The organism is Proteus faecis (genome assembly GCF_003144395.1).
In the GTDB taxonomy this organism is placed as follows: domain Bacteria; phylum Pseudomonadota; class Gammaproteobacteria; order Enterobacterales; family Enterobacteriaceae; genus Proteus; species Proteus faecis.
In genome coordinates, this window is the sequence record NZ_PENZ01000012.1 from 141,403 (window position 1) to 165,515 (window position 24,113).

Annotated in this window: 24 protein-coding genes; 16 read left to right on the forward strand and 8 right to left on the reverse strand. The window is 38.1% G+C overall.

Annotated features, from left to right (window positions below):
* The first annotated feature begins 1 nt into the window (after position 1).
* Positions 2-550: a fimbrial protein gene (locus DK858_RS03525; protein ID WP_109396246.1), complete on the forward strand. Its 549-nt coding sequence runs from the start codon at positions 2-4 to the stop codon at positions 548-550.
* 11 nt (positions 551-561) lie between these two features.
* Positions 562-1,425 (forward strand): MrpH family fimbial adhesin, encoded by an 864-nt coding sequence (locus DK858_RS03530; RefSeq protein ID WP_109396247.1) that lies wholly within the window; start codon positions 562-564, stop codon positions 1,423-1,425.
* Between the two features lie 227 nt (positions 1,426-1,652).
* On the opposite strand, the gene DK858_RS03535 is transcribed toward DK858_RS03530, so the two are convergent.
* Positions 1,653-3,182 (reverse strand): methyl-accepting chemotaxis protein, encoded by a 1,530-nt coding sequence (locus DK858_RS03535; RefSeq protein ID WP_109396248.1) that lies wholly within the window; start codon positions 3,180-3,182, stop codon positions 1,653-1,655.
* Positions 3,183-3,974: 792 nt separating this feature from the next.
* On the opposite strand from DK858_RS03535, the gene DK858_RS03540 reads away from it, so the two are divergent.
* Positions 3,975-4,655, forward strand: coding sequence for an HAD family hydrolase (locus tag DK858_RS03540; RefSeq protein ID WP_109396249.1), 681 nt, complete (start codon positions 3,975-3,977; stop codon positions 4,653-4,655).
* Between the two features lie 67 nt (positions 4,656-4,722).
* Here DK858_RS03540 and DK858_RS03545 read toward each other — a convergent pair whose 3' ends face one another.
* The 6 genes from DK858_RS03545 to DK858_RS03570 all read right to left on the reverse strand — a co-directional run bounded on the left by DK858_RS03545 (position 4,723) and on the right by DK858_RS03570 (position 9,311).
* Positions 4,723-5,298, reverse strand: coding sequence for a TerD family protein (locus DK858_RS03545; RefSeq protein WP_098941942.1), 576 nt, complete (start codon positions 5,296-5,298; stop codon positions 4,723-4,725).
* Between the two features lie 79 nt (positions 5,299-5,377).
* Positions 5,378-5,956: a TerD family protein gene (locus tag DK858_RS03550; protein WP_006536043.1), complete on the reverse strand. Its 579-nt coding sequence runs from the start codon at positions 5,954-5,956 to the stop codon at positions 5,378-5,380.
* 53 nt (positions 5,957-6,009) lie between these two features.
* On the reverse strand, positions 6,010-7,050 hold the full coding sequence (locus tag DK858_RS03555; protein WP_109396250.1) for a TerC/Alx family metal homeostasis membrane protein: 1,041 nt from the start codon (positions 7,048-7,050) through the stop codon (positions 6,010-6,012).
* A gap of 34 nt (positions 7,051-7,084) precedes the next feature.
* On the reverse strand, positions 7,085-7,540 hold the full coding sequence (locus DK858_RS03560; RefSeq protein WP_072064327.1) for a tellurite resistance TerB family protein: 456 nt from the start codon (positions 7,538-7,540) through the stop codon (positions 7,085-7,087).
* A 25-nt stretch (positions 7,541-7,565) separates the two neighbouring features.
* Positions 7,566-8,726, reverse strand: a complete 1,161-nt coding sequence (locus DK858_RS03565) for a TerD family protein (RefSeq protein ID WP_109396251.1) — start codon at positions 8,724-8,726, stop codon at positions 7,566-7,568.
* Positions 8,727-9,311: a TerD family protein gene (locus DK858_RS03570; RefSeq protein WP_109396252.1), complete on the reverse strand. Its 585-nt coding sequence runs from the start codon at positions 9,309-9,311 to the stop codon at positions 8,727-8,729. It abuts the gene before it with no gap.
* A gap of 323 nt (positions 9,312-9,634) precedes the next feature.
* Between DK858_RS03570 and DK858_RS03575 the strand changes: the two genes are divergently transcribed.
* The 13 genes from DK858_RS03575 to aes all read left to right on the forward strand — a co-directional run bounded on the left by DK858_RS03575 (position 9,635) and on the right by aes (position 23,302).
* Positions 9,635-10,702, forward strand: coding sequence for an ATP-grasp domain-containing protein (locus DK858_RS03575; RefSeq protein WP_109396253.1), 1,068 nt, complete (start codon positions 9,635-9,637; stop codon positions 10,700-10,702).
* 14 nt (positions 10,703-10,716) lie between these two features.
* Positions 10,717-11,853, forward strand: a complete 1,137-nt coding sequence (locus DK858_RS03580) for a phosphoribosyltransferase domain-containing protein (RefSeq protein WP_194294821.1) — start codon at positions 10,717-10,719, stop codon at positions 11,851-11,853.
* Entirely contained in the window at positions 11,846-12,616 is a 771-nt protein-coding gene (locus tag DK858_RS03585; protein WP_109396255.1) for an HAD family hydrolase, read from the forward strand. Before DK858_RS03580 ends, DK858_RS03585 begins: the two co-directional genes overlap by 8 nt.
* A 2-nt stretch (positions 12,617-12,618) precedes the next feature.
* Complete coding sequence (locus tag DK858_RS03590) at positions 12,619-13,695, forward strand: cysteine protease StiP family protein (RefSeq protein ID WP_109396256.1); 1,077 nt, start codon at positions 12,619-12,621, stop codon at positions 13,693-13,695.
* Positions 13,695-14,639 (forward strand): HpcH/HpaI aldolase/citrate lyase family protein, encoded by a 945-nt coding sequence (locus DK858_RS03595; protein WP_006536055.1) that lies wholly within the window; start codon positions 13,695-13,697, stop codon positions 14,637-14,639. Before DK858_RS03590 ends, DK858_RS03595 begins: the two co-directional genes overlap by 1 nt.
* Positions 14,640-14,921: 282 nt before the next feature.
* Positions 14,922-15,410, forward strand: a complete 489-nt coding sequence (locus DK858_RS03600; RefSeq protein WP_109396257.1) for a tellurium resistance protein TerW — start codon at positions 14,922-14,924, stop codon at positions 15,408-15,410.
* A gap of 507 nt (positions 15,411-15,917) precedes the next feature.
* A complete protein-coding gene (locus DK858_RS03605; RefSeq protein WP_072064334.1) occupies positions 15,918-16,556 on the forward strand; it encodes a vWA domain-containing protein in 639 nt (212 codons plus the stop codon).
* Between the two features lie 17 nt (positions 16,557-16,573).
* Positions 16,574-17,215, forward strand: coding sequence for a TerD family protein (locus tag DK858_RS03610; RefSeq protein ID WP_036913867.1), 642 nt, complete (start codon positions 16,574-16,576; stop codon positions 17,213-17,215).
* Entirely contained in the window at positions 17,215-17,853 is a 639-nt protein-coding gene (locus DK858_RS03615) for a vWA domain-containing protein (RefSeq protein WP_072064336.1), read from the forward strand. The genes DK858_RS03610 and DK858_RS03615 overlap by 1 nt, the downstream gene beginning before the upstream one ends.
* A 105-nt stretch (positions 17,854-17,958) precedes the next feature.
* Positions 17,959-18,999, forward strand: a complete 1,041-nt coding sequence (locus tag DK858_RS03620; protein WP_109396258.1) for a TerY-C metal binding domain-containing protein — start codon at positions 17,959-17,961, stop codon at positions 18,997-18,999.
* Complete coding sequence (locus tag DK858_RS03625; RefSeq protein ID WP_109396259.1) at positions 18,999-20,495, forward strand: PP2C family serine/threonine-protein phosphatase; 1,497 nt, start codon at positions 18,999-19,001, stop codon at positions 20,493-20,495. Before DK858_RS03620 ends, DK858_RS03625 begins: the two co-directional genes overlap by 1 nt.
* A gap of 27 nt (positions 20,496-20,522) precedes the next feature.
* A complete protein-coding gene (locus tag DK858_RS03630) occupies positions 20,523-22,022 on the forward strand; it encodes a helix-hairpin-helix domain-containing protein (protein ID WP_109396260.1) in 1,500 nt (499 codons plus the stop codon).
* Between the two features lie 311 nt (positions 22,023-22,333).
* Complete coding sequence (gene aes / locus DK858_RS03635; protein WP_109396261.1) at positions 22,334-23,302, forward strand: acetyl esterase; 969 nt, start codon at positions 22,334-22,336, stop codon at positions 23,300-23,302.
* Here the strand turns inward: aes and DK858_RS03640 are convergent.
* The gene (locus tag DK858_RS03640; protein ID WP_109396300.1) at positions 23,299-24,012 is read right to left on the reverse strand and encodes an NUDIX hydrolase; all 714 of its coding nucleotides are present in this window, start codon (positions 24,010-24,012) and stop codon (positions 23,299-23,301) included. The genes aes and DK858_RS03640 overlap by 4 nt on opposite strands.
* Positions 24,013-24,113: the final 101 nt, after the last annotated feature.

Here is a 24,113-nt window from a genome sequence, read left to right on the forward strand (position 1 = left end):
TATGAAAATGATAAAAGAAATAATTTTAATAATATTTACTCTTATTTTTATACCTAATATTTCCTATTCTGCTTCTTCAGGAAATTATCAGACTAATATCTATATTCATGGTTCAATATTAAACGCTCCTTGTAAAGTAAGAAATAAGATTATAAATGTAGAATTTGGCGAGATTATTGGCAAATATCTTTATATACACGATAGAACACGTAGTATTCCTTTTTCTATTGAATTAGATGATTGTAAAACTAATATAGCCAATTCTGTTATTGTTACTTTTACTGGGAAGCCTTCTTTCGGTGAGGGACTAGGTGGTTTTCTTGCATTGGATAGCAGTAGTGTCGCCTCTGGGGTAGGGATTGGGATAGAAACAGATAATGGAAAATTTTTACCCCTAAACCAAAGTACAAAAGCTATGAATTTAATTAGTGGCTATAACGCTTTAGCTTTTAAAGCCTTTGTTAAAGGTGATGATAGAGTATTAAAGAATAAGTCACTAGGTTTTGGTGAGTTTTTGGCGACAGCGACATTCGTATTGGAATATCCATAAGGTCATATATTATGAGAAAGTTATTTGTATTTCTATTATTTCTCCCCATGTTATCTTTTGCTAATAATGCTTGGTATGTAAGTATTCCCAGTTATAGAATTAATCCAAATGCTGAGTGGGGTAAACAGTTCGAATATACTGCGGTGTTGTATCTAAGTGAGGAGGGTTTAAAATCAAAGGAACCCTTAAATGCTAATTGTTTGAACGGATGTTGGCTAGGCGTAAACACACAAACTTTATCTCATGGCCTTGACGATACGCGTTATCTCGATGTCGGACAAACAAAGACTTTTTTTAAAGGTACAACTGTTGGTGACGCTTTAACAGCACTCTATAACCATATCGGTACTTACTATTATGTACACCAGTCATCAGCACCAAATAGAACAGCCGAAGGTACCATATGGTGTGGTGCACTTGGTATATCTGACTCGGGTAGTGATGGTGGGACATATAAAATAATGGCTGGAGGGGAGTGCAGTAGTCTACCTAACCCACCTGATGTAGAATGTTCTTTAGAGACAACAGGAATTGATTTGGATCACGGCGAACTTGTTGTAGATGAAGTGGCAGGAAATACTGTGTCTGGTGAATTTATCATTCGCTGTAACTATGAAGCCAAGATGTATTTATCGTTAATGAGTCCTAATGAAGAAAATAGTAATCCTTATATAGGCACTAGAGTAAGATTAAAAGAAAATGAACTATATAGCTTACTCACTATTAATGATAAACCTGCTGTAAATAGGACTCTGTTCAATCTATCTGCTAATGATAACAGATTTACAGTTACCTCCACTCTTTTCACTCCCACTGGTCAAGTAGAGCCTGGACCATTCTCAGCCTTTGCTTTTGTTATTATGTCGTATGTATAAAAATTTTTATACATTCATCTCGAGTGAGTTGTTGTATAAAAGTTGTTTTTTTAAACTTTTATACAAAACTCACTTTTTAAAAACCGACCTTTTTATTTGATATATTTTTATTTCTCACTATCAACAGATCTCCCATACTGATAGAACAAAAAGGAAAAAGCTCACTCTACTATCTCGCTCAAAGTGAGCTTATTTTACATACGATATTAACTAACTAATTTAACCTATTAGTCTTGTTCTTTAACCTTAAAGACCGACACTTTATCTGTTAAATTTTGTGCTTTCTCATCTAGAATCATCGTAGAAGTCGCGCCTTGTTCAACTAAAGCGGCATTTTGCTGAACAACAGAATCCATTTGGTTAATAGCGACTGCGATCTGTTCAATACCCACTTTTTGCTCTTCTGATGCAATACTAATACCTTGCATAATATCGCTGACTTTAGTAATAGAAGAAACGATATCTTGCATATGCTCACCCGTTCTATTCACTAATTCACGACCATGAGCCACATCCGCAACGGATTCTCTAATTATCTGGTTAATTTCACGTGCCGCATCTGCACTTCTTGCTGCTAAGTTTCTCACTTCTGTTGCAACAACCGTAAATCCACGGCCTTGTTCACCTGCTCGAGCAGCTTCAACAGCAGCATTTAATGCCAGAATATTCGTTTGGCTTGCTATGTTATTAACCACATCATTGATTTCAGCGACTTTTAATGTTCCTACCTCAATCTTCTTCATTGAGTTAATGGCATCATTCATAATGTTAGAGCCATCAATTGCTAAATCGCGGGTTTCTGCGGTAATCGAGTTTGCTAAAATCGCATTATCAGTATTATTTACTACTGCGATTTTTATCTCTTCCATACTTGCTGCTGTTTGTTGCAGAGCACTTGCTTGCTCCTCTGTACGTGAAGAGAGATCTTGGTTGCCCGAAGCAATTTCAGCCGAACCTTTTTTGATCTCTAGTGCTTCTTCTTTAACAAGTTGAATAGTCGATGTTAGTGCAGTTTGCATGTCACCCACATTAGAGAACAAGGTGCCAAACTCATCATTTCGTTTCTTAGGTAGAGTAAAACTTAAATCTCCCTCTCCCACTTTCTGTAAAATGGCTGAGAGTGTATTTAAATTAAAGATAAACGTTTTATTGACCCAACGGATAACAATATAAAGAAGAACAAGAATGATCCCAAGGGCAATAATAGTCGTGTAAAGTGACAACTGTACCATCCAAGCTTGCTGCGCTTTAATGTCATCATTTACACCTTTAGTGATAATAAGATATTCATCAAAGAGATCAGATAAGCGATTAAAATCATTGGAGAGGTTTGATTCTGTGTAATCTAGCGTATCGATAGGTGCAATCAGCTCATCGAGAAGATAATAGAATAGCACTGATAGTTGTTCTGAATTTCGTTGAGCATCAGGACTTATCTTCTTCACGCCTACCCAATGTGTAATCGTTGCTTTTGATTTTGTCGCCAGCGCTTTTGCTTCAGTAACAAGTGATTTAATTGTTTCTTGTTTATTCTCATCCGTCATTGTTTTCAACAACATTAGGTAGTTGACGTGAGAACGAATGGTCGCTAATTCATACCTTGCTTCTTGCACATTATTCAATCTGGTATTCAAGGAATCCAATGATGCGAAGTTTTCTTGCATTCTATAAATAAAAAACGACGACAATACAGATGATAATAAGAAAATAGCTAATAGTATGATAGAACCTACTTTAGCTGATCTTTCAATACTCATGAAATAATCTACCCCGGCAATAAAATATTACAAATATACTCATTTATCGGCACGAAATAGATTTTATTTACTCATTAATCAGAATTATCAATACAAACACTTATTACAAATTTCAATCAATGATATTCATTAGTCTTTTACTCTGCTTTTAAACAGTTAACTAAGATAATATACCATAACGAAATAGTATTTTAGTGTTATTAATTGACGGGTAACTAAGTTTTGACTTTGATTAAAACTAAAAAATAAGTAAAGAATTTAAACGCCACACAAATTAATAAATATTGAATGCTCTAGAAAAATAAAATTAACACAGAAAACTTCTTAAATTTTCAGCTTTTATTAGTTGTTTAAAGATTATTAATCATAAGTTTTACTTTACTATATTATGTCTATACAGTTTTAAACAATAAAAATAATGAATAGTGAACTAAACTACCCGCTTATCTACTCAAGTAGATAAACAAAATAGAATGTAATAAATAGATAGATACCTAATAAATCATTAATTAGCCAATTTAACTTCAATAGATTATCCCCAAATAAAAGCGATAAGTTAATATTTTTATTTTTAATAATACTAATCCATCAATAGTTAATATCTACATTTAAAATAATCAGCTTATTGTTTTATAAAATATCTTTTATTCATTGTGTAAATAATTTGTACTTGTACACATAAAAAATAGTCATTTTGAATAACCAATAGACACACTGTCTCATTTTGAGAACAGTGATATAATAAGCTTAATGACCTTAAAAACTCTGATGATTTACGGAGCCTTATCCTGTATGCAACCCCAATTTGAAAACGCGAAAAACACCGTAAAAACGTTATCAGTGTTTGATTTTGATGGCACGCTAACCTATCACGACAGTTTTATCCCTTTTCTAAAATTCGCCTTTGGTAAACGTAAATTCTCACGCCGTTTGATTAAAATGGTATTACCAACATTGCGTTGTTTTAGACGCAAACTCACGCGCGATGAGTTAAAAGAAGTGTTGATTAAAACCTTCCTAACCAATATTGATGAGCAATGGTTAAAAGAAAAAGCAGAAGAATTTTGTAAGCTTTACTGGAGCAAATTAATGCGCCCTACAGGCTTACTAGCTGTTGCAGAAGAAGTGAATAGCAATGCTGAAGTAACGATTTGCTCTGCATCACCTGCAATGGTATTACAACCATTTGCTGACCGCTTAGGCATTAAATTAATTGGTACAACACTTGAAGTTGTTGAAGGTGTATTAACAGGTAAAATTATTGGTAATAACTGTCGTTGCGGTGAAAAAATCAAACGATTAGAAAGTGTTTATGGGGATTTAACACAATATCATTTAAGAGCTTGGGGAGACTCTCGTGGCGATCATGAATTACTTTTTGCCGCACAAGATCCTCATTGGCGCCACTTTCATACTGGTCGTCGTAAATCTAAACATTCACCTATCAAAGTAACCACAAAAAAAGAGTCTTAATGACTTGCTCTTTTCTTATCGACATAACAAATAGCCCCCGCAAAAGCGAGGGCTATATAATAGAGTCTTAGATATTTACGCCGTGCTGTGATGCTAATGCACTTAAGCCACCCGCAAAACCTTGACCAACTGCCTTGAATTTCCACTCTGCACCATGGCGATATAGCTCACCAAAGATCATTGCAGTTTCTGTTGATGCATCTTCAGAAAGATCAAAACGTGCAATTTCAGTGTTATTGTCGTTGTTATAAACGCGCATAAAACTGTTGCTAACCATACCAAAGTTTTGTTTACGGTTTTCTGCATCATAAATAGTAACCGCGAATACCAATTTTTTCACTTCAGCAGGGACTTTTGATAACGTGATTTTAACTTGTTCATCATCACCGTCGCCTTCCCCTGTACGGTTATCTCCTTGGTGTTCAACGCTTCCACATTGACTCACTTTGTTATTAAAGAAGATAAAACTAGCGTCTGAAAGTACTTTTCCATCTTCACCTACCATGAATACTGACGCATCTAAGTCAAACTCTGCGCCATCTGTCACGCGGGCATCCCATCCTAGACCAACCATAGCAACCGACATTGTTGGTGCTTCTTTAGTCAGAGAAACATTACCACCTTTAACGAGGGAAACTGCCATATCAAAGCTCCTACTTTATTGAATAAACTGGCAATCATATCTTATGACTGCCAGTAGTTAGTATTTTATCGATCCGCTATCAAGAGGCATTAATACCGTATTGAGCACAAACTGAACCTAAGCCTCCCGCATAACCTTGACCTACAGCACGGAATTTCCACTCTGTACCATGGCGATATAACTCACCAAATAACATTGCAGTTTCCGTTGAGGCATCTTCCGTTAAGTCATAACGAGCAACTTCGATTTGGTTGTCATCATTAACCAAACGAATAAATGCACCTGATACTTGGCCAAAGCTTTGGCGACGTGCTTGCGCATCATGGATAGTGACAACGAAGATAACCTTATCGACATCATTTGGGATCATGTCTAATTTGATTTTCAGCGCTTCATCATCACCATCGCCTTCACCTGTGCGGTTATCACCGGTATGAACAACAGAACCATCAGCAGATCTTAAATTGTTATAAAAAATGAAATCGGCATCGCTACGCACTTTTCCATTTGCAGCTAACAGAAATACAGATGCATCTAAGTCAAAATCTTGACCATCTGTAGAACGGGCATCCCAACCAAGTCCGACAAGGACGTTTTTCATCGTTGGGGCTGCTTTGCTCAGGGAGACATTACCACCTTTAGAAAGAGAAACGCTCATTTTATAACCTCTTTAGTCTTGTTTTTAATATTCTGATTTTTCAAGAATATTTATTAATTTGTCTTACCTTCATCATCTTTTTTCTCTGGGAATAAGAAACTTGCAATAATACCCAGAGCAAGAACACCTAGCACAACAAATAAGCTAGTTGTCGCGGAGATGCTGTATCCATGTTGCCAGATATGGTCTGTTGCATTTAAACCTAGTTTTACGGCAATAAAGAACAACAACACAATAACCGCTTTTTCAAGGTAAACCAGATACTGTTTTAACGCTTCTAACACGAAGTAAAGCGTACGTAAGCCTAAGATTGCGAACATCATTGCACTATAAACAATGAGGGGTTCACGGCTTACTGCGATAATAGCGGGAACCGAGTCGAAAGCAAACATCACATCGGAAAGCTCTACAACAGCCACACACAGCATAAGTGGTGTTGCATATAACGCAGCTTTTGTACCACGACCAATAGTAATTTCTTTGTTTTCTGGTTTTGCTAATTCAGCATCGACTTCTTTTTGTGTTAATAAGAAAGCGTGCCCAGTGATTTTTGGCCATATAGGGAAAAATCGTTTAACTAAGCGATAAGCAAGATGTTGTGAATAGTCTTCAATCTCTTCACTGTCATCACCGCTTTTCAGCATCATTACTGCCGTCCAAGCAACGATTAAGGCAAATACTATCTCAACATATGGTCCTAAACTTAACAGTCCTGTACCGATGGCAACAAAGATCCCACGGAAAACGATAGCACCGATAATACCCCAATAAAGAACGCGGTGACGGAAGCGATCAGGTACCGCAAACCAAGAGAAAATCGCCATCATGACAAACAAGTTATCAACGGAAAGCACTTTCTCTAATGCATAACCTGTTACGAATAAGCTCGCAACTTCTGCACCATGGTGAATATAAAGGAATCCTGCGAATACCATTGCAATGGCAACCCAGAATATAGACCAAAAGATGGCATTCTTTAACGTTACCGGCTTATCTGCACGATGCATAAATAAGTCGATAAAAATAGCGCCAATCGCAAGAACAACAAAGACAATGACAGTTTCTGTCGGAAAACCAATATGTGTGGATACCATAATAATTCCTGAACGGTTCCCTATATAAAATTAATTACAAACCAAATTCTGCGGGCTGAAAGCCTAATGCAATGGCAATAGCACGCACAGCTTCTTTTTCATCATTGTCAAAATCACCATCACTTTTCGCAACAGCAATACCGACACGAATAGCTAATTGCGCAGCTTCTGGCTGATCTTTCATTGCCAGAATATACTTCATGGTTTCGCCTTTACCGACTTCAGTATCGAATTCGAAACTCAAGATTAGCTTATTAAAGAATTCGATAACTTCAGAAGTATCAAAAACTTTAAGTTCATCCGATGCTTTTAAAAAACCAAGCATCTTCTGCTTTTCTTCAGAACTGACACCGTCACTAGCAATGGCAATACGCGCACATACTGCAACAGTACCTTGCATAAATTTTTTATTTTTAAAGCGACCAACTTGCTTGGCTAACTCAGAACGGCTTGTATTGAAACCTTCTTTTAATTTGTTAAAAAAACTCATGTTATTTTTCCTTATATCAACTTGATCACTTAGAACCCGCTGTCCAGCGAAATCCCCACCCATAGGCATTATCCATATCACGGTGGCCTTTAAAAAACTCATTGAGACGTTCAACTTTTATTGATCCGTTCTCATTAACTAGTCGGGCAATCGCACACATACCACGACCATTATTACCATCCGTTAAGCGAGTCTCGATAGGCGGTTGATCAGGTACATGAATGGTAACCACACCATCAGTCTTGCTCCAATTTGGTACACCTTCATAAATAAACGCGAAAATAAGCACTTGCTTAATATTTTTCCATTCACGTCCATTTACAAAGATCCATTCACCACCAGCAACATCTCCTGTACGATCATCACCTTGCAATTCAACATAAGGAATTCGATTAAAATCACCAAAACCATTTCCTAATGCTTGAATAACGGACTTATGACCTTGCTGAAGTTCAACAAATGCACCTATATCTAAATCGATACCTTTGTTGCCTCCGAACAAACCACCTAATAACCCAGAGCCCCCACTTTTACTTTCGCGATGCCAATCAAGGTTGATTCGAATTTTACCGAAGTCATCTTTCTTCGTTAGGCTGATCGCTGGTTTCTCTTTAGTTAAAGAAACTTTACTTAAGTTCACCGGATTTGGTGCTGGTTTCGGTGCTGGTGCTGGTGCTGGTGCTGGTTCAGCGTCTGCAATATCAACACCAAAATGCTCAGCTAATGGCTGTAAACCGCCATTAAATCCTTGAGCGATAAAACGGAACTTCCAGCTACCATTACGACGATATAATTCACCTAAAATTAATGCAGCTTCAGAACGACCGTTAATATCAACATTACCATTCGCTACAACTTCGTTATTAGCATCAACTTGAATTGATAATCGTTGTAAATTTGCAATAGTTTGTTGACCGTCACAAGTCGCTGTAAACGCAATTTTTTCAACATCTGGACGTAAACGCGCTAAATCTACAGTGAAAGATGTGCTGTTTCCTGCTGTTGCATAGATAACCGTGCGATCATCATTCGCTGTCTGTCCATAAAACACCATATCGGTGTCGCCATTCACTTTACCTGACGCATAAAGTCTAAAAGCGGACACATCAACAGGCGCACCCGATTGAATTCTAACGATTAATGTCTGATTAGGAACAGGTAAATTCCCACCTGGAGTCATATTCATTTATCGCACCACCGTAGCCACAATATCGGGCATCATGTCGTTAATAACACGACCTTTACAAGGCGCACCAAACGCAGTGAAATCCCATTGACCATGATTACGTTGTAAAGAAGCAATCACGATACCGGTATGAGAGCCTTGCTCTGTTAAGGTATAACGCACCAGTTCTTTGTTAGTTGCTTTATCAACAACACGACAGAATGCGTTTTCAACTTCATTAAATGTTTGTCCACGGAAACTGTTTACAGTGAATACCAAGTATTCAACATTTGTTGGTAAACGGTCTAAATCAACGAAGATTGTTTCATCATCGCCATCACCGTCACCCGTTAAGTTATCACCAGAGTGAATAACTGATTGGCAACTTGATTTTAATTTTCTAAACCAAATGGTATCGATTTGATTGCCACTTGCGTCAAGCAATACGCAACTTGCATCTAAATCAATAGAACCACCACCACCAAAAAGACCGCCTAATAATCCTTTTTTCTTAATCGGATCCCAGCCCAAACCAAACATTAAATGGCTCAGTGTAGGTGCTTGTTTACTGAGAGAAACTGTTTGATTCTTGCTTAATGAAACCATAATTAAATTCCTTCAGAGGTAGAGTGAAACAATAACGCCATTTGTGATTAATTCCATATTATGAAAATCATCATATCATGATGAAGTACATGAGCAAGACTATTTTTCTTATACAAACTTAAAGTTTTGTCAAATAATTGATATTAATGGTATTTAATTATGTAAAAATGTTAAAAACACAAAAAAATCATAATAATAACTCTATCAATAACCTGATTTTAAAATTAACTCAAATAAATCATATTATGATTGACACAGTTCTTCGAAATCTTCATGATTATAAGCATTGAACCCTACACTTTTATTTCACGGTATACAGAGTCATGAATAACACAGTTTGGTTTATGGAAGGTTTATCATCACAACGCGATATAATTCAAAGTGTTAAAGACTTTGCAAAACAGCAGCACCAAGAGATCTTTGTGCTCGCCTCTCATCGTCATACTCGAAATGAAATTTTATCGCTTGCTGATGGCGCTTTTTATGAACCTCTTGAAGAGACATTACGCTTAAAATTTATCGCTGATGTTATACAACAGCATCACGTTAGCGCCATTCACACGGGTCGTAATAGCATATGGTTTGAATTACACCGCCAAGAAATTGAGTCGTTAGGGGTAAAATTAACAACCGGAGCCACACAACTTGAACAGCTTCAATTAGCTGATAATAAAGTCGCATTTGCACAAGCGATGGAACAATGTGGGCTTCCAGCAGTACCTTCTATTTACATTGAATCTATTGATGAACTAGAAGCGCATATAAAAGAGCCTCCTTTTGGCGAAATACCTTTATGTATCAAACCCGTAAAAGGGATTTATGGCATGGGTTTTTGGCGATTTGATAATCAAGTTTCACCAATGGCGCTGTTTAATCACCCAGAAAATCGCCAAGTCAATCCTCAACAATATCTTGAGGCATTAAAAGCGGTTGAACGTTTTGAACCTTTAGTCTTAATGCCTTATTTACCTGGCCCTGAATACTCCGTGGATATGGTGGTTGAACAAGGTGTTGTTATTGCTGCGGTTGCTCGGCGCAAAGAAGGGGCAATACAACATTTAGAAATTTCAGGTGAAGCTTATGAATTAGGTAAAGCGTGTGCAACAGCGATGAAAGCAGATGGGCTTGTAAATGTACAAACTCGACATAATCATCAAGGTCGCCCGCTGTTACTTGAAATTAATATGCGCCCTTCGGGGGGAATTGGTTATACCCAACATTGTGGAATTAATCTTGCCGGTATTTTTGCTTTACGCCAATTAGGATTAATGAGTATTGAAGAGGCTGTAGCCCAAAATAACCATTTTACACCAACAAAAATACGCTCAATCACCGATTCTATTGTTTTCGATTCAAGGTTAACAAATTTAATCAGTACGGATAATAATTAATAATGAAAAATAGCATGAGTGACTCATCCGTTTATCGTCGCCCTCTTTCTTGTGGCACATTAAGTGTGACGCCAAATTGTTCTATTGAGTTACTTGATGAATTATTTGATATTGCAGAAAGACGCAATCCTAAGCGTGCATTTTTATTTGTCAGTAAAGTATTAGGCCGGCATATCCCTGTTTCACCGAAAAAAATGCGTGAAACCTACCAAAAACTTGCCCGTCAATTTCCTGATTCACTCGAAGGCCCAGTTCTGTTTATTGGTATGGCAGAAACCGCGGTTGGTTTAGGTGCGGGTATTTTTGATGAAGTGAGAAATCGTTATCAACAGGCCATTTATTTAACATCAACGCGCCATCCTGTTGATAACGGTGAACTGCTATGTGAGTTTAAAGAAAATCATAGCCACGCAACTGATCACCTACTCTATTTACCTAAAACAGCAGAGCAACGCCAATGGGTACAACAAGCAAAAACCGTAGTATTAATTGATGATGAAGCGACTACGGGTAATACCTTTATTAACCTGTTGTCGGCACTACGTAAAGACGGTGGATTAACCCATATTGAGCAGGTTATAGCGGTAACTTTAACCGATTGGAGTGGTGATTCTATCGCTGAGCGCTCCCCATTACCGATTAAAACCCTCTCCTTAGTACAAGGGAAGTGGCAATGGGATGCCGATCCAAATGCGCCTTTACCTGTTATGCCTAATGTCAATATCACGGCTTCAGGGCAAGTTGCGATCACGGGTAAACAGAGTTGGGGTCGATTAGGCATGACAACGCCCGCAAGCGATCTGGGTTTATCGATCAATATTTCTTTGGGTGAAAAGATCCTTGTTTTAGGATCAGGAGAATTTGTTTGGGAACCGTTCTTATTAGCTGAACGTCTTGAAAAACAAGGCGCTATCGTAAAATATAGTTCGACAACGCGTTCACCTATTTCAACCAATTTTGCCATTCAATCAGCAATTACATTCACTGATAATTATGGTTTAGGTATTCCAAACTTCGTCTATAACGTAGCACATCAACAATTTGATCGCATTTTGCTTTGTTGTGAAACACCCGCCGAAAGTATTGATAGCCAACTGATTGAAGCCCTCAATAAAGTTGCACCTATTGTTGAGGTAATTAGTTATGACTAAGCCTGTTATTTTAACTGATCTTGATGACACTCTATTTCAAACACGTCGTAAGATGGTGGATGAATTAGCATTAGAACCTTACAAAGCTGGCGCGCTAGATAGAAGCTTAGAACCTCGTAGTTTTATGACTCAAGAGCAAGCCATGCTGGTAGATTGGATGTTAGAGCATGCAGATCTAATTCCTGTTACTGCGCGTGGAACGGAAGAGATTAGCCGAGTCACTATTCCTTTTCATTCTTGGGCAATTACTACACATGGTGCAGTGATATTAACGCCAGAAGGCAATGCTGATACACAATGGCAAAACCACATCACTCAACACTTAGCGCCATATACACAGCGTTTGTTGACACTACAACAAGCAATTACGCAATTAATGGCGGAGCGAAATATTGATGGTTGGGCTCGTATTAACTATGAATACGGTGATTTGCCTATTTATTTAGTCATGAAGCATAACGATAGCACTCGATTAGACGAGCTATACGCCATAGGTGATGAGATAGAAAAAACATTCTCAACCGAAGGTTTTTATATTCATCGCAACAGCAACAATATTGCTTGGTTACCAGAGCCTATCGAAAAAGGCAAAGCTGTTACCTATTTGCTCAATCAATTAAAAGCTGAGCGTGGTGTTTTTCCTGTGATTGGACTCGGTGACAGCCTAAGTGACCATCGCTTTATGAAATTATGTAGTTGGTATGGACTTCCTCGTCAAAGTCAATTTGCGGATGCGATCAACACAAAAATTTTTGGAGAATAAACATGATGGATCATAAACCTTTTTCAGGATCTTATGTATCAGGAGATGTCGATTTTCTACTTCAACCGGTTAATATCGAAATGACGCCCGTTGAATTAAAAGAAGAGCTGATACAATCGGGTAAACGACACTATTCTGACATGCTAAGTCAAGAGCCAGAACCAACTAAATGGCATTTAGATCTGTTTGAAAAAGCGCTAGAAACGGGTGCTACACGTTTAGCCACTGAAGTCATCATGTTGGCTAAATCATTGATTGAACGTTTTGGTGATACCCCAATTATCTTGACAAGCCTTGTTCGTGCAGGTGTTCCTTTAGGCGTCATGTTGCAACAAACATTGCGTAAAATGGGAAAAACCTCTTACCACTACGGCATTAGTATTATTCGAGATAGAGGCATTGATAGTGAAGCGCTTTCATGGATAGAACAACGTCACGGCACAGAAGGTATTGTGTTTGTTGATGGATGGACAGGAAAAGGCGCTATTACGGGTGAACTTATTCGTTCATTATCAGGACGGAAAGGTTATCCAAACCAACCTCGCCTTGTCGTCCTCGCTGATCCTTGTGGCTGTGCATGGTTAAGTGCCAGCGATGAAGATTGGCTTATCCCATTTGGGATCATGGGAGCACCTGTTTCAGGATTAATTTCACGTTCAATTTGGACTGAAAAAGGCTTTCACGGTTTTGTAGATTGCCAACATTTAAAACAGTATGAATGCAGTCGTTACCTTGTTGATACTGTCGGACAAGTCGTTGATACATTAATCAATAACGATATTCCATTAGCTACATTTAAAGAACAACAATCAGATTTAAAAAGACTGAGCGAAAACGTCGTTAGTTCACTTGCAAACAAATATGATATTTCAAATATCAATCGTATAAAACCTGGTATTGCTGAAGCCACACGCGCTGTTTTACGCCGTGTACCTGATCATATCCTTGTAAGAGAAATAACCGATCCTGATGTCGCGTTACTGGTTTATCTTGCGCAGGAAAAAAATATTGCTGTTATTGAAGCAGGGCAAGCGCTTGGTCAATATCGCGCAGTGACTATCATTAAAAAGGTGAAATAATGATTGAACGATTATCCCCATGGAATTTAGGGGCAACGCTTTATATGCCGGCAACACGGACAGATATCGCGACGACAATTATCAACCAGAAAATTGAAGGGTTACGCTCTTTAATTATCTGTTTAGAAGATGCCGTGAGTGATGCTGATATTCCTGTTGCATTAGAAAACCTAGCAGTATTATTAAATACTTTAGCAGAACACAAAAAAAACAGTGATTGTAGCCATTGGCCACTGCTATTTATTCGCCCTCGCCATACTGAAATGGGTCAATGGATCACTGAAAACCTTGATGTCAGTGCCATCGATGGCTTTGTTTTGCCTAAGTTTACGCAAGCTTCTCTGCCAGTTTGGTGGAAAATTATTGAAAATACGCAGTTATGTATGATGCCAACACTTGAAACAGAAGAAGTGTTTGATGTTATCCAAATGACAGAGCTTGCAAATCACTTACTCACTCACCCTTGCCATAACAGAATTATTGCATTGCGTATTGGTGGCAATGATTTAATGAATGTTATTTCTCTTAGACGTAATCGCCAATTAACACTTTATGATGGCCCAATGGGTTACGTGATAAAAATGTTGGTTGCTGTCTTTGGTGCTCGTCAATTTGCCCTCACAGCACCTGTTTGTGAGCATATTGATGATCACCACATTATGGATAAAGAGCTGGCACTTGATATTGCCAATGGTCTTGTAGGTAAAACAGCGATCCATCCAAAGCAAATTCATAAAATTGAACAAGCTCTCATGGTGTCTCAATCCGATCATTCAGATGCATTGCGTATTTTAAATTCAACGCAAGCCGTTTTTAAATCACAAGGAGCAATGTGTGAGCCAGCAACACATCGTCGCTGGGCATTGAGTATTTTAACTAGAGCTAAAATTTATGGTATTATTCCTAACCAACAAAATAATGCTCAACGTTTTAACGCGACGTAATATACTCTATAACAGAGCAATAATCTCTATGAGATAAAATAATTATTTTGTATTGATTTCAATTTATAAGTTTCTAGTTAAAGCATATTATCTTTAACTAGAACTTATAAGAATAACGCGAACTTTTTTATTTAAAAAGTACATTTTTTATTTCAATTATTAATTTATACTACATTTAATAGGAAGCTTATTTTATTTATCCTTGTCAACACAGAACAAGAATAATAAAAATTATTGCTGACTATTTTAACACACGAATAACAGAATAAGTGGTAACTAAGCATGCAATTAAGCACCCGTCAGGTCAGAGTCTTTACACTGGCAACCCTTTTAAGCTCAGGAAAAAAGGTTCCAACCATTAAGATTATTTCTGCTCTTGAATGCTCAGAGCCTACGTTAACTCGCGTATTAAAAGAGATAAGAGATTCTTATGGTGCTGAAATAAAATACAGCAAAGCCTCTCGCGCGTATCAAATGACTGAACGAGGCCAACTCGATAGTAAAGCATTACGTCGTATGCGTGAAGCATTATCCGCCAGTGAATATCTTCGTCACAATGGAATGACAAGCCGAGTTTATCTCGATAAAGATAAAAAGAAATCAGTTTCACTTTCATTAAAAATGTCAGCATTACGCAAGATTGATAGATTATCTTATTTAAATAACTCCACACGTAGTGAAGCTGTAGAATTATTAGTTGATCACTATATTGAAAATTTAATTCAATCAACACTCGCAGAAAAAGCTAAGAAAGAAAAAGAATTAAAATAAATAATAAAAAGTAACTTGACGCTTCGGCATCAAGTTACTTTTTACAAAACAAAAAATATATAAATAACTCATTTAATGAATTTAATTTTCATATTAATACTCGATTTTATTTTCTTTTAAATAAATTTAAAAACCCCAAAACAAATATATTAATTAATTGAATTTATTGGCTTTTATAATTATTAGTATTTTTAATTAAATTGAGTATTTACACCTAATCATTATTAGCCATTCATTTTTTGTCATACTTATAAATACGGACTTAATAATATAGGTTTTCTTTAATAAAATTAAATCGCTTCGTCACTCGATTTAAGAGGGATAAACAGGCCAATTCCTCTTTTATTTTGCTTTTTATACTATCTTTATTCAGATTAATAATATTGGACAATCATCACTGCGTTTTTTCACCAATTTAATTAAACTAAGCATAATCTCAATTGAACACCTTCATGAGTCGGTTAGTATATTAATCGCTTGTTTCTATCTCACTCACAGGATAAATGCATGAGAAGATTGCCAGTTTACCTTTTACTTGATACATCTGGTTCTATGTATGGAGAACCTATTGCTGCAGTAAAAAATGGCGTTGAAATGCTCTTATCAACGCTACGCCAAGATCCTTACGCATTAGAAACCGCTTATATTTCTATCATCACCTTTGACTCAACCGCACAACAGATTGTGCCACTCACTGATTTAATCAATTTTAAAGTCCCTGATTTAGTCGCAAGTGGAACAACAGCATTAGGTTCTGCGCTCACTTTAGTTTCTAATCGTATTGAAAAAGAAGTACAAAAAACTACGGCTGAAACAAAAGGCGATTGGCGCCCATTGGTTTTCGTGATGACAGATGGCGCCCCCACGGACGATTGGAAAAAAGGCGTTGAGAAATTTAAAGCAGCACGCACTGGTGTTGTTATTGCGTGTGCAGCAGGACAATCAGCACAAACAGATGTACTAAAAAATATCACTGAAATTGTATTACAGCTAGATACTGCGGACTCCAATACGATTAAGTCTTTCTTTAAGTGGGTTTCAGCCAGTATTTCTGTGGGTAGTCAAAAAGTTGATTTAACTAAGAAAGATATTAGTGATCTTGATGACTTACCGCCACCGCCCCCTGAGGTTAACGTTGTACTTTAAATAAAAAAGGAATGAATATGTCTGTTAGTTTAAAAAAAGGACAAGGTGTTAGTTTAAAGAAAAATGAATATGACCTTTCCTCTGTTACTATCGGTTTAGGCTGGGATATCAACGAAGAAAAACGCGGATTTCTTGGTGGTCTCTTTGGTAAAAAAAGCGAAGAATACGATTTAGATGTTATCGCCTTTTTATGTGGCGAAAACGGCAAAGTTAACGATTTGGGTAAAATCGAAGGTGGACAACCTTCTCTCGTCAATGGCGATATTATTTTCTTTAATAGCCTACAACACAAATCAGGACAGATTTGGTTAACAGGTGATAATCGAACAGGCGCAGGTGATGGAGACGATGAGCAGATCATCGTGAAATTAAACACACTTGATCCTAAATTTACCAAAATTGTCTTTATTGTTCAGATTTACAATGGTCGAGAACGACAACAACACTTTGGTAAAGTACAAAATGCCTTTATTCGCGCTGTTGATGCGAAAAATATAGAAATGGCACGTTTTGATTTATCTGGAGGTGAAGCCTTCAACAATCAACGTTCAATGCTGTTTGCTGAATTGGTCAGAGAAGAAAATGGCTGGAAACTTAACGCCATTGGTGAGCCTTCGAGTTCAGATAGCTTTATTTCTTACTTAAAGGACTTCACCTAATGAGAAGACTCCCTGTTTACCTGTTAATTGATACCTCAGGATCAATGAGAGGAGAATCTATTCATGCAGTTAACGTAGGGATACAAACAATGCTTAATGCATTGAGACAAGATCCTTACGCATTAGAAAGCGTGCATATCTCTATTATTACCTATGATAACGAAGCACGTGAATTTATCCCATTAACTGCATTAGAAGATTTCCAATTCTCTGATATCACCGTACCTAGCTCTGGCGGCACTTTCACGGGTGCTGCGCTAGAATGTTTAATCCAGTGTGTCGATCGAGATATTAAGCGTTCCGATGGTGACCAAAAAGGTGACTGGCGTCCTCTTGTCTTTTTGATGACGGATGGCACACCTTCTGATGCTTACGCTTATGGTGAAGCGATTAAAGAAGTGAAAAAACGTTCATTTGGTTCGATCATCGCTTGCGCTGTTGGCCCTAAAGCCAAACATGATCACCTTAAAGAACTCACGCCTCAAGTGGTCGCTTTAGAAACGCTAGACTCCAACGCTTTTTCTGGCTTTTTTAAATGGGTTTCCGCCAGTGTTGCATCCGGCAGTTCAAGTGCAGGTGTGAATACGGATAAAGATACTCTACCGCCACCACCTCCTGAAATCCAACTAGTATTATGATCCACAAAAGCAAAGCGCTTCAAAAGGCTTTGCTTTTATTTTATTCAGGCTTTGGTTTATCCATCACAATACATAATAGCCACGATAAAGTGATAAGGTATAACAATGAGAAGGTTACCCATTTTCTTTGTTTTAGATTGTTCAGAGTCTATGATTGGTGAAAACCTAAAAAAGATGAATGACGGTCTAACGACGATAATTAGCGATTTAAGACGAGATCCACACGCCCTTGAAACCGCCTATATTTCTATTATTGCCTTTGCTGGCGTTGCAAAAACGATTGTTCCACTCACTGAAGTCATCTCTTTTTATCCTCCTCAACTTCCTTTAGGAGGAGGCACGTCATTAGGTAGTGCATTACGAGAACTTTCTCACCAAATCGACACTCAAGTAAGAAAAACCACGCTTGAGCAAAAAGGGGATTGGAAACCCGTCGTTTACCTTTTAACAGATGGCAGACCTACCGATGATTACGCACAAGAGATCAAGCGTTGGAAAGCACACTATGCCAACAAAGTTAACTTAATTGCAATTGGATTGGGCTTAAGCGCAGACTTACATGTACTGTCACAATTAACTGAAAATGTGCTGTTATTTACCGAAGCACAAGACGGTGATTTTACTCGTTTTATTAAATGGATAACGATGTCAGTGGTTTCTCATAGCCGAAGTGTTGGCGAAGAGCCACCACCACTTCTAAATCAAACAGAACATATTGTTCGTCTTGCGAAAGATGATGTTGCTCGTGCTTATGATGAATCTTGTGTCACTTTTATCGGGCGTTGTAGCCACACGCGTTCACCTTATTTAATGAAATATGAACGCCCGCCGATGAAAGCATCAGGACTCGATTTTAACCTCAACCTTAATGGCTTTAACTTGACGGGGTGCTACACCTTAAATGAAGATTACTTTGCATGGAGCGATCTCAGCGCCACGGCATATCAAGTTAACACCAGCGAACTTCATGGTACACCCGGTTGCCCTTATTGTGGCAATGCAACTGCTTTTGCCGTTTGCCAATGTGGTAAATTACTCTGTGTAAATGGCCCTGAAACCGTTATTTGCCCTTGGTGTGATAACAGCATCACCTTTGGTGATAACAGCAATCAATCTGACTTTGATGTCACACGAGGTAAAGGCTAATGGATAAAAAAGCCCTACTCACAAAACTAATTATTGATAACACGCTGACACAATATCGCACGCCTGTACATGAAGAGCTGGTTATTGCGTTGTATGAAGATACAGAAATTGCTCAACACATTGATTTTATTATTGATAAAATCAATGCTAAAACGGCAGAAAGAATAATACCGCAAGACAAAGTCCCCCCTATTCTTCTGTTATTGCCACCCGCTCGCAATTTAGCCTCTGAAGTAACATCATTACCAGAAGAGCCCTCATTAAAGCCAGGTCAAATTCCAACACACTCATCGCCAATGCCTCCAGAAAAACCGATTATTCATCGCCCTACGGCAAAAATTACCCTTTCTAACGCAAAAGTAGGTACAGCGTTCAATTCCACACTCAGTATTGAACTAGATACCCTCGACATTGCCAAAATTGAATCGGTTGATTTTCCCGAAGTAGTTGGAATAAGTTTTGATCCTGAAAGTCGTTGCTTAGTGGGTACGCCAACAAAAAGTGGCAATTTCACATTGATTGTCCATTGGTCTGTAAATGCCATTCACTATCACAATGAAGTTTTATTAATCATCAACCCTGATCCTCGTAGCTTATGGCAAATCAATGAGCCTCCCGCAGATAGCCTTTATCCTAAAGCACATATTGATAGCAAACTTATTCTTGAAAAAGACATTCGTATTGTCGGTGCAAGCCGTCGCGGACGTTCGCACGAACATGCAGGCACATTCCGTGATGATGATTTTTATATTCATCACGATAACCAAAGCCAATGGAATATTTTAATTGTCGCAGATGGTGCAGGCAGTGCGCGCTATTCTCGTGAAGGCTCACGCATTGCTATCAATACCGTAAGCCACTATTTAAAATCGCAGTTAAGTTTGGAAAATAAAGCGTTTAAACCTCATCTTGAAACCATTCATCAATGGAATGACAGTAACGCAATTAATCAAGTGGGAAGCTTTTTCGCTCAACTCTTCCGTAATGCGGCCCAATTAGCGATTAATAACCTCAAAAATGAAGCTATTCATATTAATGAGCCGGTAAAATCTTTTTCTACTACGTTATTAGCCACCGTTTCTTTGCGTATCAATGATGAGTTATTTGCAGCCTCATTTTGGATGGGAGATGGTGCTATTGCTGCTTATGGTCCGGCAGGAAAAGTGCGTATTTTAGGTATTCCTGATAGTGGTGAATATGCAGGACAAACCCGTTTCCTTGATGATAGTGCGCTCAACGATGCTGAATTTAATCGACGCATTATTATTGGCAAATGGAAAGACATTTCACATCTTATTTTAATGACTGACGGAGTATCCGATCCGGTATTTGAAACGGATAATGGCTTACAAGATCCCAATAAATGGGCGGCACTGATTGATGAAATATCGCCTTGTTTAGCCTCTCCTGAAAATGCAGATAACGCATTGGCTGAATGGCTGAATTTCTTTTCAGCAGGCAATCACGATGACCGCACTCTGGTTGTGGCTTGGTAATCATAAAAGAGAGAATGGGTGAGTTTCATGGCAGAGATCATTACCTGTACAACACAAAGTGGAAAAACAGTTCAGTACGTCAATGAGATTATTGGCTCAGGCTCAATGAAAGATGTCTATTTTTCCCCTGACCGAACCTATGTTGTTGCCTTCTATAAAACAAAACAGAATGCACAAGCCAAAGATAGAATCGATATGATAACAGGCTCTTATCGACATAATATCTTCGAGCAAAGTGGTGGAGAATATTGGAAAAACCTTTTTTGCTGGCCAACTGATGTTGTCGAACATCAAGGAAAAATTGGTATTGTTGTTCCGACTTATCAATCCCACTTTTTCTTTAAATATGGCTCTAAAAACAATGACTTTCTTGCAATAAAGGGCCGAGAAAAAGAAGGTAAATGGTTTGCAAGTGCTAATAACCAAAATAAATTCCTCGATCCTCGTGAAAGAGGCAATCTATTAAATTACCTAAAAGTCTGTTTATTGCTCTCTCGAGCTGTACGCCGAATGCATGCGGCTGGCTTATGTCATAGTGATTTAAGCTATAAAAACGTCCTTATCGATCCTGAGCAAGGCCATGCTTGTGTTATTGATATTGACGGATTAGTGGTCCCCGGTAAATACCCTCCTGATGTCGTGGGAACGCCTGATTTTATTGCGCCAGAAGTGGTAAAAACCAGCCATTTACCGAAAGAAGATCCTAACCGAATCTTGCCAAGTATCACGACTGATAGACACGCACTTGCGGTATTAATCTACATGTATCTATTTTATCGTCATCCATTACGGGGCGGTAAAATTCACGATCTTAACGATGAAATGCGAGATGAAACACTCTCTATGGGTGAAAAAGCGTTATTTATTGAGCACCCAACTGATCGTAGCAATGCTGTAAAACTGAATCAGGTAAAACCGTCATCGCTACCTTGGGCTGATCCTGAAAAGATCCCATACACAATTATAGGACCCTACCTAACGCCTCTTTTTGAAAGAGCCTTTATTACTGGATTACACGATCCTTCACAACGCCCTACCGCTGATGAATGGGAGACGGCTTTAGTCAAAACGGTAGATTTAGTTCAACCTTGTCAAAATAAAGATTGTGAACAGCAATGGTATGTTTTTTCTGGAAAAACACAGCCCGTCTGTCCTTATTGTCATACACCTTATAAAGGTCAATTACCGATTTTAAACCTCTACTCCTCACGTAAAGCGGGCAGTTTTAGACCTGATGATCACCGCTTAATGGTCTGGAGTAATCAATCACTCTTTCCATGGCACGTTAATCGTCTTATTGCCCCAAATGAGCGAACCACCGATGAACAGAAAAAACGTGTCGGTTATTTTGTTTATCACAATTCAACATGGTGGCTTGTTAATGAGCGTATTGAGGGATTAATGGTATTGCCAGAAAAAAAACGGATAGCCATTGGCGATAAAATTGCCCTAACTGATGGATTGCAATTTGTATTATCGACAGAAGAAGGCGGACGACTGGTTGTAGTGCAATTAGTCTCAAATTAATAAAACAAGAGAATAATCTGTTTAGTTTGTTGTGGGTTATTCTCTGTTTATCAATTCAATCTTTATACTCATTTTTATTTCGACTGCTGAGCTGAGCGCTATGATTATTTTTATTCCTAACAGCATCATTTAGTTAAGAAAAATTGTTGAATCAATCCTATTTTAGCCATTTTATTTAAATCTAAATCAGATCGCATAATTACACCTCTTACTCTTTCTATTTAGTACTAATGTTCAATATTGGATAACAAGATCCCAGTTTATTAAGCCCCAGTGTTTACAATACCGCACAGTGATAATTGGAGGGGCTAATGAAAACTAAAAATAAAATCAACGTACTAGAACTTATTTCGCCAGAAATGCAACAAGTTATGCAATTTTATGCAGATAACCCACAACCTGCACCAGAAAGTCATGACTACCCTTCTATGCGCCTTGCTTATAATCAAGATAGACGTTATTGGAATGCAGATGCACCAGAAATGTTTAGTATTCAAGATATTTCGGTTAATACTTCTTATGGAAAAATATTAACACGTCTTTATCAGCCCAAAGAAAAAACACCTGCAACACTCTATTATCTTCATGGCGGGGGGTTTATTTTAGGGAATTTAGATACCCACGATCGCATTATGCGACTGCTTGCCTGCTATACTGGTTGTGCTGTTATTGGTATTGACTATTCACTGTCACCAGAAGCGCATTACCCGCAAGCTATTGATGAATCGGCACAGATTTGTCAGTATTATCATCAAAATGCAAAACGCTATAATATTAATACACAACATATTGGTTTTGCTGGTGATTCTGCGGGTGCAATGCTATCTCTGGCCTCCGTATTATGGCTACGCGACAGACAAATTCACTGTGGTAATATTTGTGCTACTTTACTTTGGTATGGATTATATGGCTTACGCGATTCCACCAGCCGTCGGCTTTATGGTGGTGAATGGGATGGATTGCGCCAGCAAGATCTCGAAGAATATGATAATGCCTATTTAACCGAGCTTGGTAGTCGTGATGCACCTTATTATTGCTTGTTCAATAATGACTTAACACAAAATATTCCCCCTTGCTTTATCGCCAGCGCTGAGTACGATCCGCTTATTGATGATAGCTTGACGCTATTTAAAACCCTAAAAGCCCACCAACTAGATTGTGAATATAAAATGTATCCCGGCACATTACATGCCTTTTTACATTATTCACGCATGATGAAAATCGCAGATGACGCCATTCGAGATGGCGCCGATTATTTTGTTAAACAACTCAAGAATTAAAACTCAAGATTACGAATAAAACGATAATCTGCTGACGCCTCTTTAAGTCGATACAGACTTGCGGGGCGTCCTCTCTCTGCTCGTTTTTCTCCCGTATCAATCAATAAATCTGCTTGTTCGATGCGTCGTCTAAATGATTTTTTCTGGATCTCTTTACCTATCAGAATTTCATGGACATGTTGCAGCTCTGGCAAAGTAAAGACTTCTGGCAATGCAAACCCAGGAACAATTGAATAGAGTGATTTTTGTTTTAAACGCTCTCTCGCTTGTGCAATTAATTCATGATGATCAAAAGCTAAGCATTGTTGTGCAACCTCATCGATAGGACACCACATTACTGAATCTACGGTATCAATATGTGCTTCACACACTTGATGTGCAATCAATGCGGTATAACAGACCGTCACAGACCAACCTCTTACATCACGCTGGTTATTTCCTACTGAACAAAGTTGCTCAATATAAGGGGGGATCACACCTGTTTTCTCTTTTAATTTTCTTAGCACAGTATCTTCAAGGCATTTGTCCTGTAGTTCATCGACAAATCCACCGGGTAAACCCCATTTTCCTTTTTCAGGGTGTTCCCCTCTTTTCACCAACAATACTTTTAGCTGCTCTTCATGATAAGTAAACAGTACAGCATCGACGGTGATAAGTGGGGATAGGAAATCTCGGCGGTTATAGCTGGCTAAAAAATCTTGTTCATTCATGGCGTAAGCTTTATTAGAAAACGATAAAACTATTTTAAGCTTAAACAGCAAAAAATCAAATTTTGTCATAAAGACACTAAATAAGTTGACAAGCATAGTGT

Coding starts and splice junctions, on each gene's coding strand:
- DK858_RS03525 (WP_109396246.1), top strand. CDS start 2: ATGAAAATGATAAAAGAAATAATTTTAATAATATTTACTCTTATTTTT.
- DK858_RS03530 (WP_109396247.1), top strand. CDS start 562: ATGAGAAAGTTATTTGTATTTCTATTATTTCTCCCCATGTTATCTTTT.
- DK858_RS03535 (WP_109396248.1), bottom strand. CDS start 3,182: ATGAGTATTGAAAGATCAGCTAAAGTAGGTTCTATCATACTATTAGCT.
- DK858_RS03540 (WP_109396249.1), top strand. CDS start 3,975: ATGCAACCCCAATTTGAAAACGCGAAAAACACCGTAAAAACGTTATCA.
- DK858_RS03545 (WP_098941942.1), bottom strand. CDS start 5,298: ATGGCAGTTTCCCTCGTTAAAGGTGGTAATGTTTCTCTGACTAAAGAA.
- DK858_RS03550 (WP_006536043.1), bottom strand. CDS start 5,956: ATGAGCGTTTCTCTTTCTAAAGGTGGTAATGTCTCCCTGAGCAAAGCA.
- DK858_RS03555 (WP_109396250.1), bottom strand. CDS start 7,050: ATGGTATCCACACATATTGGTTTTCCGACAGAAACTGTCATTGTCTTT.
- DK858_RS03560 (WP_072064327.1), bottom strand. CDS start 7,540: ATGAGTTTTTTTAACAAATTAAAAGAAGGTTTCAATACAAGCCGTTCT.
- DK858_RS03565 (WP_109396251.1), bottom strand. CDS start 8,726: ATGAATATGACTCCAGGTGGGAATTTACCTGTTCCTAATCAGACATTA.
- DK858_RS03570 (WP_109396252.1), bottom strand. CDS start 9,311: ATGGTTTCATTAAGCAAGAATCAAACAGTTTCTCTCAGTAAACAAGCA.
- DK858_RS03575 (WP_109396253.1), top strand. CDS start 9,635: ATGAATAACACAGTTTGGTTTATGGAAGGTTTATCATCACAACGCGAT.
- DK858_RS03580 (WP_194294821.1), top strand. CDS start 10,717: ATGAGTGACTCATCCGTTTATCGTCGCCCTCTTTCTTGTGGCACATTA.
- DK858_RS03585 (WP_109396255.1), top strand. CDS start 11,846: ATGACTAAGCCTGTTATTTTAACTGATCTTGATGACACTCTATTTCAA.
- DK858_RS03590 (WP_109396256.1), top strand. CDS start 12,619: ATGATGGATCATAAACCTTTTTCAGGATCTTATGTATCAGGAGATGTC.
- DK858_RS03595 (WP_006536055.1), top strand. CDS start 13,695: ATGATTGAACGATTATCCCCATGGAATTTAGGGGCAACGCTTTATATG.
- DK858_RS03600 (WP_109396257.1), top strand. CDS start 14,922: ATGCAATTAAGCACCCGTCAGGTCAGAGTCTTTACACTGGCAACCCTT.
- DK858_RS03605 (WP_072064334.1), top strand. CDS start 15,918: ATGAGAAGATTGCCAGTTTACCTTTTACTTGATACATCTGGTTCTATG.
- DK858_RS03610 (WP_036913867.1), top strand. CDS start 16,574: ATGTCTGTTAGTTTAAAAAAAGGACAAGGTGTTAGTTTAAAGAAAAAT.
- DK858_RS03615 (WP_072064336.1), top strand. CDS start 17,215: ATGAGAAGACTCCCTGTTTACCTGTTAATTGATACCTCAGGATCAATG.
- DK858_RS03620 (WP_109396258.1), top strand. CDS start 17,959: ATGAGAAGGTTACCCATTTTCTTTGTTTTAGATTGTTCAGAGTCTATG.
- DK858_RS03625 (WP_109396259.1), top strand. CDS start 18,999: ATGGATAAAAAAGCCCTACTCACAAAACTAATTATTGATAACACGCTG.
- DK858_RS03630 (WP_109396260.1), top strand. CDS start 20,523: ATGGCAGAGATCATTACCTGTACAACACAAAGTGGAAAAACAGTTCAG.
- aes (WP_109396261.1), top strand. CDS start 22,334: ATGAAAACTAAAAATAAAATCAACGTACTAGAACTTATTTCGCCAGAA.
- DK858_RS03640 (WP_109396300.1), bottom strand. CDS start 24,012: ATGAATGAACAAGATTTTTTAGCCAGCTATAACCGCCGAGATTTCCTA.